This is a genomic window from Nostoc sp. FACHB-152 (genome assembly GCF_014697475.1).
GTDB lineage: Bacteria > Cyanobacteriota > Cyanobacteriia > Cyanobacteriales > Nostocaceae > Nostoc_B.
Genome location: NZ_JACJRV010000012.1, coordinates 107961 through 120099, shown reverse-complemented (window position 1 = coordinate 120099; position 12139 = coordinate 107961). Strand labels below are relative to the sequence as shown.

The 12139-nt window shown below is 45.3% G+C and carries 11 protein-coding genes; 9 read left to right on the top strand and 2 right to left on the bottom strand.

All coding sequences use genetic code 11. From position 1 onward, the window contains the following. The first annotated feature begins 8 nt into the window (after positions 1-8). From H6G76_RS12995 to H6G76_RS37660, 5 genes are all read left to right on the top strand, one after another. Positions 9-296: a hypothetical protein gene (locus H6G76_RS12995; RefSeq protein WP_190700733.1), complete on the top strand. Its 288-nt coding sequence runs from the start codon at positions 9-11 to the stop codon at positions 294-296. A 51-nt stretch (positions 297-347) separates the two neighbouring features. Next, the gene (locus H6G76_RS36980) at positions 348-494 is read left to right on the top strand and encodes a nuclear transport factor 2 family protein (protein WP_242056379.1); all 147 of its coding nucleotides are present in this window, start codon (positions 348-350) and stop codon (positions 492-494) included. Next, positions 467-736, top strand: a complete 270-nt coding sequence (locus tag H6G76_RS12990) for a hypothetical protein (protein WP_242056378.1) — start codon at positions 467-469, stop codon at positions 734-736. The genes H6G76_RS36980 and H6G76_RS12990 overlap by 28 nt, the downstream gene beginning before the upstream one ends. 151 nt (positions 737-887) lie before the next feature. Next, complete coding sequence (locus H6G76_RS12985; protein ID WP_242056377.1) at positions 888-2549, top strand: alpha/beta hydrolase; 1662 nt, start codon at positions 888-890, stop codon at positions 2547-2549. 12 nt (positions 2550-2561) lie between these two features. Further along, a complete protein-coding gene (locus H6G76_RS37660; RefSeq protein ID WP_190700727.1) occupies positions 2562-2705 on the top strand; it encodes a helix-turn-helix domain-containing protein in 144 nt (47 codons plus the stop codon). Positions 2706-2941: 236 nt separating this feature from the next. Here the strand turns inward: H6G76_RS37660 and H6G76_RS12975 are convergent, their stop codons facing one another. Continuing rightward, entirely contained in the window at positions 2942-3331 is a 390-nt protein-coding gene (locus tag H6G76_RS12975) for a hypothetical protein (RefSeq protein ID WP_190700725.1), read from the bottom strand. Between the two features lie 315 nt (positions 3332-3646). Between H6G76_RS12975 and H6G76_RS12970 the strand changes: the two genes are divergently transcribed. Beyond that, a complete protein-coding gene (locus H6G76_RS12970) occupies positions 3647-4030 on the top strand; it encodes a hypothetical protein (protein ID WP_190700722.1) in 384 nt (127 codons plus the stop codon). Positions 4031-4092: 62 nt separating this feature from the next. On the opposite strand, the gene H6G76_RS12965 is transcribed toward H6G76_RS12970, so the two are convergent. Beyond that, positions 4093-5382 carry a lipid-A-disaccharide synthase gene (locus H6G76_RS12965; protein ID WP_190700719.1) on the bottom strand — a complete coding sequence of 430 codons (1290 nt, stop codon included), beginning with the start codon at positions 5380-5382 and terminating at the stop codon, positions 4093-4095. A gap of 66 nt (positions 5383-5448) precedes the next feature. Between H6G76_RS12965 and H6G76_RS12960 the strand changes: the two genes are divergently transcribed. The 3 genes from H6G76_RS12960 to H6G76_RS12950 all read left to right on the top strand — a co-directional run bounded on the left by H6G76_RS12960 (position 5449) and on the right by H6G76_RS12950 (position 12082). Then, positions 5449-6267, top strand: a complete 819-nt coding sequence (locus tag H6G76_RS12960) for an Rpn family recombination-promoting nuclease/putative transposase (RefSeq protein WP_190700717.1) — start codon at positions 5449-5451, stop codon at positions 6265-6267. 661 nt (positions 6268-6928) lie between these two features. Next, positions 6929-7750 carry a peptidoglycan DD-metalloendopeptidase family protein gene (locus H6G76_RS12955; protein WP_190700714.1) on the top strand — a complete coding sequence of 274 codons (822 nt, stop codon included), beginning with the start codon at positions 6929-6931 and terminating at the stop codon, positions 7748-7750. A 345-nt stretch (positions 7751-8095) separates the two neighbouring features. Next, positions 8096-12082 (top strand): magnesium chelatase subunit H, encoded by a 3987-nt coding sequence (locus H6G76_RS12950; protein WP_190700711.1) that lies wholly within the window; start codon positions 8096-8098, stop codon positions 12080-12082. The last annotated feature ends 57 nt before the right edge of the window (positions 12083-12139 follow it).

The window sequence follows — 12139 nt, the reverse complement described above, 5'->3', positions numbered from 1 at the left end:
GATTTCTAATGAACCGAAAGATTTTTTCAACCAAAATCACAACTACAACCGCAATCACAATTCTGTTCGGCGTACTCCTACTGTTCAATTTTCCATCCCTGGCTCAAGTTAGTTTACAAGTGATTCCCAGAATCGAAGTGATCGAAAGTTCTAAAGGGATTCCACGCAGCTACCGTTTAGTCATTAGCCGATCGCAGGACAATGTTTATGTCTTCTGTCCGACTGACTTCGAGCCACAGTTGGACTATCTGCGAAATGTGAAGGCGATTCAATGTAAGCCGTTTACCAGTCTCTAGAAGTAAACCAGTGAGGGGCAACAGCATAACAACTCACACCACTTTGTTGCTTTGAACAGAGGAAAGATTCGGATTTCAGAGAACAATAAAGCAATTTTAGAAGCGGCAAACGCGGCGATCGCTCAAGGCAACTATGAAGGATTCTTGTCGTTCTGCGCCGACGACATGGAATGGACATTTGTCGGCGACAAGCCCTGAACGGAAAAGAAGTCGTTCGTCAATGGATGGTAACAGAGTATGTGGAACCGCCTTTGAATATCGTTGCGAACTTAATTGCTGAGAGGGATTTCGTCACGGCACTGGGCGACCTCACCCTGAAGGACAAAGACCGGAGGGCTACTCATTACTCGTACTGCGATGTCTGGTGCTTTCGCTGCGGCAAAATGCTCGAATTAAAAGCATTTACCGAAATCAAGGATGAAACCAGCAATGCAGCGTAAAAGGAATCGATGACCCCGTTGATACCTGAACCCATCAATAACTAGCTCGAAGGAGTTTATCCCCATGTCTCACATTTTCTCTAACCACAAGCAAGATCCTGGCCTACCCACGCACGCCTCAGAGCCAACGGTTACCGCTAAGAGGAGAACCATGCTTGCTCACCAGCCCCACGTCCGAAGCTCGCTAATGATTGGGGCCGTGATACTGGTTCTTAGTGCCTGCGGCCAGCCCACATTCGGTTACCCGTCAGAGCCTGGAGGAACTATCCCTGCAAAGCTGAAACGCTTCTACGACCAGAAACTGACCTTCGGCTCGTGCGAGGGCTACGCCACCACGGATGCCGACGCTAAAAACTTCGCCAACGACACCTTCAAATGCGCTCGGCTTGAGGTGCCGCTCGATTACCAGAACCCCGGCGGGCGAACCGCGCAGATTGCACTCCTGCGCGTACCGGCGAAGGGCAAGCCGAGCAAACGAATCGGTTCCCTACTGCTCAACCCAGGCGGCCCCGGCTACTCCGGGATGAGCTACGCGGTCATGGTGGCAAAGGACTTGGACGACAGTCCGATCGCCAAGCAGTTTGACCTGATCGGGTTCGACCCACGCGGGGTTGCGGCCTCGACACCAGCCCTAGACTGCTTCACCGATGCCGAACGAGAGGCCGACAAGTTGGTCAACTCGATCAACTCTGGGGGCAAGGACTACACCGACCACGAGACCCGTCAGTTGTACCAAAAATGCGCCGAGCGTTCCGGCGGTGAGGACGTGCTGGCTCACGTCGGCACGCGCGATGTCGCCCGTGACATGGACGTACTCCGCGCGGTGCTTGGCGATGACAAGCTCTCCTTTTTCGGCGCCAGCTACGGTACCCGGCTCGGCGCGATTTACGCTGAAACCTTCCCACAGAACGTGCGGGCCATGGTACTCGACGGCGCGATCGACCCCACCACCGGCACCACCGAGCGTCGCCTCGTCCAGTTTGCGGGTTTCCAGCGTGCCTTCGACAACATGGCGGCCTTCTGCGCTAAAACCCCGACTTGTCCGCTCGGCACCGATCCCAAGCAAGCTACCGCCGCCTTCCAGCAGATCGTGCGGCCACTGATTGATAAACCGATCATCACCGCAGACGGACGCAAGGTCACTTACACCGCCGTAATTGACGGTGTGACCACTGGGCTTTACGACGAGGCGGGCTGGCCTGCGGTGATCAAAGCCATCACCGAACTCAAAGCCGGAAGCGGTAAAACCCTGCTGTTCTTGCGCGATATCCTCAGCCAGCGCAGTGCCGACGGTAGCTACGGCAATGGCAACGAGTCCCTGCTGGCCATTAACTGCCTTGACGAGGAACGCCACACGCCTGAGCAGGAGAGCGCAATGACGCGCGACATTTTCAAGGTTGCGCCCTTCCTAGACACCGGCCGGCCCGTCAACGCCCGTGACCTCTGTGAGCATTGGCGCGTGAAACCCACCCTCGGCTACCCCTACGCCCAGAACATCAAAGGACTCCCTAAAACCTTGGTCGTGTCGGTCACTGGCGATCCGGCCACCCCGCACGAGGGCGGCATCAGCCTCGCCAAGACGCTCGGCGCGAGCCTGCTGACCGTCGAGGGCGAACAGCACGGTGTAGCCCTCACCGCCGGCAATGCTTGTGTCAACAACATCGTCACCGACTACCTCATCAGTCTCAAAACCCCCGCAGAAGGCACTCGCTGCGTCTTTTTCCTGGGAGATTCAGGGCGTGTAGAGGTTCTCCAACGCCGGATAGAAAGGCTCAAGAAAACGGCAGTTAATTCAGCAAATGTAAAAAATTAGGTTGGTTTTCAATTGTACAGAATTCATAAGTTTGACTTAATACTAAGATTAAAACCAGAACACTTAAACGAGATTTCCAAAGTATTGAATTGTCAACCTGGTGAGCTTTTACAATCTGAACCAGATATAGTGATAGCAGGAAATTTTCTCTCGTAGATATAGATTGAGTGCGATCGCCTCTTCTTCATTTTTAGCATCACAGTGGACTTCGCAGAAGTTTTACCAGTTTAATTATTTATTCTCTCTCTGATTTCCCTCACTCAGAGGCAGAGTAGACTCCAGTCTAATTAACTATTTTTGAGCTATGTAAAAATAGCAACGAAGAACTAAGCATCCTACCCCTTCGCAGTTTAGTTAATTATTCTCGTTCTACAAGTGTTGTAGAACGAGAATTAAGCTAAGTTTTGGGGACAGTAACCCAGTCCATTGATAAAGTGCTGCCGGAAAGCTTCAATCTCACTGCTTTGAGGAAGCCCATGCGAAACTATAGCAACTTGATAGCGATGCATAACATCAACCACAGAGGCTCCAGTGTCCAAGCTAGTCAACACTAAATTTATGAGCTGTGATGGGGAGTAAACTACTCCTAATTCACTCAAAAAAGCTCTCATGTTTCCATCCTGTTGAGGATGAAGTGGAGATTTCATTTTTATATTGATTATCCAGCCATCAACTTGGCTAATGACTGTGACAATACTTTGAGAACAATAAGGTCTAGAAATCAAGTATTCTACAAATCGCAGTGTCAGGCTAGCATTGGCTAAATGGTAGAGATATTGCATATTTATGTTCTTTAATATCATTCAACTTGCCATTTCAATCTGGGGAGCTGAATTTGGTAGTAATAACATAAGTACTAAATAAATATAAAGAAATTATGAGGATGTTATTTTCAGACGAAAATCCTGTTGATAACTGCATTGTCTCAGTTACTCAGAGTAAATTCTGAACTCAACTTAGTATAAAAACTGATCTACACTCAGATAAAGCTATTAGATAGTTGAAATACTGTAAGCGTTTATGCTTAAAATTGCTGAATAAGTCTATTGGGCATTGAAAAAAGGCCAAGATGACTATTTGCAGGACGCGATCAAGCTATGCTGACTGATATATTGCCTTTCCGTTTTGATTTAGATACCGTTGCGATCGCTGGTGCTAGTTTGTGGTCGTTAGCGTTGTACTTAGGGTTTTTCCCGTTCAGTGAATGGGTGATTGAACAGTTAAACCGTTGGTTTAATTTTGCCGAGCGATCGCTTTATACTAGCCAATCAGAATTTGAAAAAACTCGCAAAGCCAGAGAATCCCAAAACGCTTTTTACGCCTCATTATTTAGCATCGTGCCGTTTTTGGGCATAGGCAGTTTATGTAACTGGGGCGTAGAAATCAGCTTAGGTCGCAGTTGGGCAATTAGTATGGGTATACTTGCCTGCATCGGTTGTGGCATTTATGAACTGGGGCGGCGTGATGGACAGTCTGACTAATTGATAATTCGTAATGACGCTCGCAGGCTCGCTACCGCTTCGCTAACGTAATTCGTAATTGCTTACGCTATCTTCTCAATTTCCTCGCAGACAATCTGCGCTATTTTTTGCGCTGCGCCGCTTTCGCCACGAACACGTCTAAGTTTGTTCCGCATTTGTTCTAATTTTTCTGGATGCGCTAACAAATCTAGTACCATTTCGCCAATTTCTTGCGGCTGGAGTTGACCTACCAATTCTGGAACTATCTCTTCTTGCGCCCAAATATTCGGCCATGCTAGTAAACCCTTACGCCGCAGAAATAGCCGGTTAATTAATTTGGCAAATGTTGTACCCACTCCTGGTAAATTAGCTAATAATCCTGGTAAACCATCCCAAGAACGCATCGCATCAAGTTGTTGAGTTGGCAGCAATACAAGCATCGGTACGCCTAAAGAACCAAGTTCAGCCGTATTTGCGCCAACTGTAGTTAAACAGAGACAACAATTAGATAAGATTCCATAGGCAGGTGTTTCTCTCCACAGTTCCACTGTTGTACCTGTTATTGTTTTCAGGACAGGTAGTTTATTAGTAGAGATTGATTCGTTGTGATTCTCTTCTGGAAGAATTAACTCAGCACCATTGGAGCCAAAAATTTTAATAAAAGGGTTTTTCTGCGGATCTGCAAAACTGGCTAAGGTTTCTAAGTCTAACGTCGGTGCTACAGGAATAACGAACTTAATTTCCGGTTTTTTGGCGTGGATGTATTCAGCAATAGCTAAAGTTAAGGGAACCCCTTGAGTTAATTTTGCGGGTTTTGAACCAGGAAGAATACCGATGGTGGGAAAGTGGGGCGTGGGGAGTTGGGAGTTGGGAGTGGGGAGTGAGTTGTGTGCTTCTAGCATTAAATCGCCCACAACTGTGAATTTATCGGCGTATTTCTGAGATAATTTCTCAGCTACTTTCGGCTTCATCACACCAAAGCGGTCAATCAAGCTATGCCAACGGGCTTCCCATTCGGCGTAGACTACAGTGCGATATCCCAATTTTTTACCAATTATCACAGGGAAAATTTGATCGCCACCGAGGAAAACTACGACACCACGACGACTCCAATCCCAATTCTCAGCAGTTTTTCCCCAAAGCAAAAATTGCCAAAAATATTCTGCTTTCTGAACTCTATCAACTTCTGGGTAAGAACGAGCGATCGCAGCTTCCTTACCACTCGCATTCGGGCAAGGTGACAACACTACAGAAATTCTTACCTGAGAGCGGTCATCTCCTAGTTTTTGCCGCAATGCTTTCACAACTGGACGCACCCAGGTTGTGATTTCCCCTGGCCCATTGGAGAGAATGAGAATATCGACTGGAGTCATGAGTTAATAGTGAAGAGATATACAGTTACTGATAGACGCACAATCATACCTACATAATTGCAGGCTATGTTTGATAATGTTTGCAAATTTCTTGCTGAATCATTTTCTACTGACTTTGCGACTTGGTTACTCAATGAACCAATTACACTTACTGAACTTAGTCCATCTGAATTATCACTTGAACCAATACGTGCAGATGCACTAATTTTGTTGCAGTCAGATGAAATCGTCCTCCATCTCGAATTCCAAACTAAACCAAAAGTCGAAATTCCCTTTCGTATGTGTGATTATCGCTTACGGGTGTATCGAAAGTTTCCTCGTAAGCAAATGCGTCAGTTTGTAATTTATTTACAGCCTAGTGATTCTGAGCTTGTTTATCAAACTGAATTTGTTTTAGAAAATAGCTGGCACAGATTTAATGTAATTCGACTATGGGAACAGCCAACCGAAATATTTTTCAATTCTCCAGGTTTGTTACCGTTTGCAACTTTAAGTCAAACGGATGATCAAGGAAGAACTTTAGAACAAGTTGCTGAAGCTATTCAAGCAATCAATGATACCAGAATCCGAAGTAATGTTGCCGCATCAACAGCAGTGTTATCTGGGCTAGTATTAAATAAAGATGTGATTAAAAAAATTTTGCGGAGTGATATTATGCGCGAGTCAGTGATTTATCAAGATATTTTGCAACAAGGGCTTAAAGAAGGGTTTGAACAAGGTATTGAACAAGGTATTGAACAGGGCCTTGAACAAAAAGCTCAAGAGATTGCCATCAAAATGATTAGTAAAGGTATTAGTCCGGAAATCATTATTGATGTTACAGGTTTAACTGTCGAGCAGCTTCAAAAATTACAGGCTCAACAAGATAATACTCAAACTCAGTGACTTTATGCACACACTATGATTGATTATGTCTTATAGTGACTTCTCGCTTGCAAAAGTCAAACGCGATTTGAACTTAACTACGGTTGAAAATGGAAGGTTTTTACCCTAAATCCAGTCTATAGAGCCTAGTTTAAATATTGATGTGAATGATTACGCTGTACATCCAGTGGAAATACTACTAGGAATGCTAGTTTGGATGGTGTGGGAAGGTTAAAGATTTTATAATCTATCAATCAAATCGTCTAGGGATACAGTTTATCAATTATTTTCATCTCGTTTAACCTTTCACAATTTATTGAAATTTAGAATTAGCCCTAGCTTTTATTATTCACTATATTCTAAATGTATATCTTTCAATATAATCTCTAATCTATACGAGTTATTTAATTGATAAAACTCGCGCTTACCCAAGTATATGACTTTTAAAAAAAGTAAGTATTTTCTTTTTTAAGATATATTTAAAACTGCCATATATTTACATAATTGATTATTTCTTATCTGGAAAAACCAAGTAGATGTACTACAAAATTTATGAAGTAATCGCTAAGATTTACCTTGATTATTTCTTGATGAGTATTTCGGTTTTTCTACTCTTAGAGAACTTTTATTTTGTATTCCAAGATAGTGGCACATCACGAAAAGTTCTCTGGTATAAATGCAAATGCGTATTATTTCATCTCAATTCACAGCTAGATTAAAAGCGATCGCGTTTCCAGGTATTCTTCTTATGTCTTCAGCCATTACTCTTCCAGCGATCGCAGCAGAATGGAGCCTACCTTGGCAAGGCGGTACAAGTGCTACGATCAGCCGAGGAACTGGTTCTCATAAAGATGGCTGGAATGCACAATGGAATGCTGTGGATTTCGCTATTCGTGCTGGTACTCCTGTTTTGGCACCCGTTGACTCCACAATATTAAGCGTTTGCCAAGCTAGAGGCGGAGATAATCATAATTCCATTTGGCTTCGTTCGGCAGATGGTGATTACACACTAATGCACGTTAAAGCAACAGGATTGTCTAGAGGTCAATTTTTCAGAAGAGGCGACCAGATAGGTGTAGTGGCTGCTGATACTCCCAATGATCCTAAATGTGCGATATCTACAGGGCCTCATGTTCATATCAATTTTCCCAATCGAAACTTAGTAGTAGATGGGTATCGAGTTTTAACTATGACAAGTGGGACATACATCTCCAAAAATAGATCAATTATTACTTCCACTCCTGTTGACATCAAAGTTGTGAATTTTAGTGCCATTACTGCTCCTGGTGGGGTGAATGTGCGTTCTGCTGCTTCTACATCAGCTTCGATTGTGGGTAGATTGGGTGGCTATGTGAGAGTTAATTTTGATGCCTGGAAATATGGTGATTCTGTAGCCGATATTTGGACAGGCCGGCCAGATCGCCGTTGGTATCGTATTGCTGGGACTAATAGCTGGATAGCCAGTGCTGTTGTTAATGGTAATGCTCCTGGTTCTCAGCCTTAATTTTGTACATATTTTTAACTTATTCAACTCCTATTTCCCCTCTGTGACACAGAGGGGTTTTTTCTTGAAATTGTTGAGGTAAATAATTATTTATAACTACATAGCTAAATCGCTGTATAAAGAAATATTACGAAATTTTCTTTAATTGCTGAGATAGTTGTCAACATTTGTAAAAAAATATTTCATTTTTTATATCAATTTGTGTCAGAAATCAGGCAAAATGCTCTCTGGGCAAGGTTTTTCTGATAAAAAACTCTTATTGCCGAAAAAAAGAAGTAACCTGTAGCGGTCTCGGCCGCTGAAGAACTTCCAGTAGAGAACACGCATCAAAGGAGCAGAGGAAGCATGTTCACCCACGTCAAGTCCACCATTAGACACATTGCGCCTGAAAACCTGCGCGGACGTAATTTAATTAAGGTGGTCTATGTCGTGCTTGAGTCCCAGTACCAGAGTGCATTGTCGCAAGCGGTTCGCACGATTAACTCGAACAGTCCCGATCTTGCGATCGAAATCAGTGGGTACTTAATTGAGGAACTCCGCGACCCCGAAAACTACGAGGAGTTCCAACGGGAGATACAAAGTGCCAATATTTTTATTGCCTCTCTGATTTTTATCGAAGACTTAGCACAGAAAGTAGTAGCAGCCGTAGAACCATACCGCGATAATCTCGACGTTGCCGTTGTTTTCCCATCAATGCCAGAGGTAATGCGCCTGAATAAAATGGGTACTTTCTCTTTGGCACAGTTGGGACAATCGAAAAGTGCGATCGCACAATTCATGCGGAAACGCAAAGAAAAATCCGGTGCGGGATTCCAAGATGGAATGCTGAAGCTGTTGCGGACACTACCCCAAGTACTGAAGTTCTTGCCAATGGATAAGGCACAGGACGCACGCAACTTCATGCTGAGTTTTCAGTATTGGCTGGGGGGTTCGCCAGAAAACCTGGAGAACTTCTTGCTGATGCTGGCTGATAAATATGTATTAAAAGGCGTAGAAAAACAAAAAGTTGCATCTTTAGAATATCAAGCACCAGTAGTTTATCCAGACATGGGGATTTGGCATCCTTTAGCCACAACCATGTATGAGGATGTTAGGGAATATCTCAACTGGTATACAGCCCGAAGGGATATCCCTCAAGATCTGAAAGATCCTTTAGCACCCTGTGTAGGGCTAGTATTACAACGTACTCACCTAGTTACAGGTGATGATGCCCATTACGTAGCAATGGTGCAGGAGTTGGAATCACTAGGCGCAAGGGTATTGCCAGTATTTGCTGGTGGTTTGGACTTTTCCAAACCGGTAGATGCTTACTTCTACGAACCAACTACAAATACAGCGTTAGTTGATGCTGTCATATCCTTAACTGGTTTTGCTTTAGTTGGCGGCCCAGCTAGACAAGACCATCCTAAGGCAATTGACGCACTCAAACGCTTAAATCGCCCATACATGGTGGCTTTACCCTTGGTATTCCAAACTACCGAAGAATGGTTAGATAGCGATTTAGGCTTACATCCGATTCAAGTAGCTTTACAAATTGCCATTCCCGAACTTGATGGCGCGATCGAGCCGATTATATTATCGGGTAGAGATGGGGCGACAGGAAAGGCGATCGCACTCCAAGACCGCATCGAAGCCGTAGCGCAACGTGCTTTGAAGTGGGCTAATCTTCGTCGCAAACCCAAACTAAATAAAAGAGTTGCGATTACCGTTTTCAGCTTCCCCCCCGATAAAGGTAACGTCGGGACAGCCGCATACCTAGATGTATTCGGTTCCATCTACGAAGTCATGAAGGCGTTGAGAAACAACGGCTACGACGTGCAAGACTTGCCAGAAAACGCTAAAGAGTTGATGGAACAAGTCATCCACGACGCACAAGCACAGTATGCCAGTCCGGAACTTAACATTGCCTATAAGATGTCAGTGCCAGAATACGAAGCACTCACACCTTATTCCCAACGCTTAGAAGAAAACTGGGGGCCACCACCAGGACACCTCAACAGCGACGGACAAAACCTCTTAGTTTACGGTAAGCAATTTGGTAACGTCTTCATTGGTGTTCAGCCTACCTTTGGCTATGAAGGCGACCCGATGCGGCTGTTGTTCTCCCGTTCCGCCAGCCCTCACCACGGTTTTGCGGCTTACTACACTTACCTAGAAAGAATTTGGGGTGCTGATGCTGTACTGCACTTTGGTACACACGGTTCCTTGGAATTCATGCCCGGTAAGCAAATGGGGATGTCAGGCGAATGTTACCCCGATAACTTAATTGGGACAATTCCTAACCTGTACTACTACGCCGCTAACAACCCCAGTGAAGCGACAATTGCCAAACGCCGCAGTTACGCCGAGACAATTTCTTACCTGACACCACCCGCAGAAAACGCTGGCTTGTATAAAGGGTTGAAAGAACTCAGCGAATTAATTGCTTCTTACCAAACCTTGAAAGATAGCGGTCGTGGTATCCCCATCGTCAACACGATCATGGATAAATGCCGCATTGTCAACCTGGATAAAGATATCAATTTGCCAGAAACAGATGCCAAAGATATGACCCCAGAAGAACGGGATAATATCGTTGGCAGCGTCTACCGCAAGTTAATGGAAATCGAATCTCGGTTGTTACCTTGTGGTTTGCACGTCATTGGTAAACCGCCAAGTGCAGAAGAAGCGATCGCAACCCTAGTTAATATCGCCAGCCTAGACCGCCAAGAAGAAGAAATTCTCAGCTTACCCCGGATTATCGCCAATAGCCTGGGGCGGGATATTGACGAAATTTACAAAAATAGCGATCGGGGCGTATTAGAAGATGTCCAACTTCTACAAGACATCACCCTAGCTACTCGCGCCGCCGTCCGCGCCTTAGTACAAGAACAAACCGACGCAGAAGGAAGGGTTTCTCTAGTTTCCAAGTTGAATTTCTTCAACATGGGCAAAAAGGAACCTTGGGTAGAGGCACTGCACAAAGCCGGCTATCCCAAAGTTGATACCTCAGCCTTGAAACCCCTATTCGAGTATTTAGAATTCTGCTTGCAACAAGTTTGTGCAGACAACGAACTAGGCGCATTACTCAAAGGCTTAGAAGGCGAATACGTTCTTCCCGGCCCTGGTGGCGACCCCATCCGTAACCCGGATGTATTGCCCACAGGTAAAAACATTCACGCCCTCGACCCCCAATCAATTCCTACAGCCGCCGCAGTCCAATCAGCGAAAATCGTTGTTGATAGGCTTTTGGCAAGGAACAAAGCCGAAAACGGGGGTAATTGGCCCGAAACCATCGCCTGCGTTCTCTGGGGAACCGATAATATCAAAACCTACGGTGAATCCCTAGCACAAATCATGTGGATGGTGGGTGTACGTCCTGTTCCCGATGCCTTGGGACGGGTGAATAAGCTGGAGTTAATACCTCTAGAAGAGTTGGGACGACCCAGAATTGATGTAGTCATCAACTGTTCTGGTGTATTCCGCGACTTGTTCATCAACCAGATGAATCTGCTAGACCAAGGGGTGAAGATGGCGGCGGAAGCGGATGAACCCTTAGAAATGAACTTTGTCCGCAAACACGCCATGCAGCAAGCTGAAGAAATGGGAATTAATCTGCGTCAAGCCGCAACCCGCGTCTTCTCCAATGCGTCTGGTTCCTACTCGTCAAATATTAACTTGGCAGTAGAAAACAGCACTTGGGACAGTGAAGCCGAGTTACAGGAAATGTATCTGAAACGGAAATCTTTCTCCTTCAATTCCGATAGCCCCGGAATGATGGACGAATCCCGGCAGATTTTTGAAAGCACCCTTAAAACTGCTGATGCAACTTTCCAAAACTTGGATTCCTCTGAGATTAGCTTGACAGACGTTTCTCACTACTTCGACTCCGACCCCACTAAGTTAGTAGCAAGTCTGCGCGGTGATGGTAAGAAACCAGCATCCTATATTGCAGACACCACCACAGCCAACGCCCAAGTCCGCACATTATCCGAAACCGTGCGCTTAGATGCCCGTACCAAATTGTTAAATCCCAAGTGGTATGAAGGTATGCTGTCTCACGGTTACGAAGGTGTACGCGAACTCTCCAAGCGGTTGGTAAACACAATGGGTTGGAGTGCAACAGCCGGCGCTGTGGACAACTGGATATATGAGGATGCGAACGAAACCTTCATCAAAGATGAAGAAATGCAGAAACGCTTGATGAACCTCAACCCCCATTCTTTCCGCAAGATGGTATCCACATTGTTGGAAGTTAATGGTCGCGGTTATTGGGAAACTAGCGAGGAGAATTTAGACCGCCTCCGCGAGTTGTACCAAGAAGTTGAAGACCGAATTGAGGGGATTGAGTAAGTTTACCAACAAAGAGTAAGTTAGGAGGCACGGTAATACCGTGCCTTTTATAACATC

Coding starts and splice junctions, on each gene's coding strand:
- H6G76_RS12950 (WP_190700711.1), top strand. CDS start 8,096: ATGTTCACCCACGTCAAGTCCACCATTAGACACATTGCGCCTGAAAAC.
- H6G76_RS12965 (WP_190700719.1), bottom strand. CDS start 5,382: ATGACTCCAGTCGATATTCTCATTCTCTCCAATGGGCCAGGGGAAATC.
- H6G76_RS12985 (WP_242056377.1), top strand. CDS start 888: ATGCTTGCTCACCAGCCCCACGTCCGAAGCTCGCTAATGATTGGGGCC.
- H6G76_RS12960 (WP_190700717.1), top strand. CDS start 5,449: ATGTTTGATAATGTTTGCAAATTTCTTGCTGAATCATTTTCTACTGAC.
- H6G76_RS12975 (WP_190700725.1), bottom strand. CDS start 3,331: ATGCAATATCTCTACCATTTAGCCAATGCTAGCCTGACACTGCGATTT.
- H6G76_RS12990 (WP_242056378.1), top strand. CDS start 467: ATGGACATTTGTCGGCGACAAGCCCTGAACGGAAAAGAAGTCGTTCGT.
- H6G76_RS12995 (WP_190700733.1), top strand. CDS start 9: ATGAACCGAAAGATTTTTTCAACCAAAATCACAACTACAACCGCAATC.
- H6G76_RS12955 (WP_190700714.1), top strand. CDS start 6,929: ATGCGTATTATTTCATCTCAATTCACAGCTAGATTAAAAGCGATCGCG.
- H6G76_RS12970 (WP_190700722.1), top strand. CDS start 3,647: ATGCTGACTGATATATTGCCTTTCCGTTTTGATTTAGATACCGTTGCG.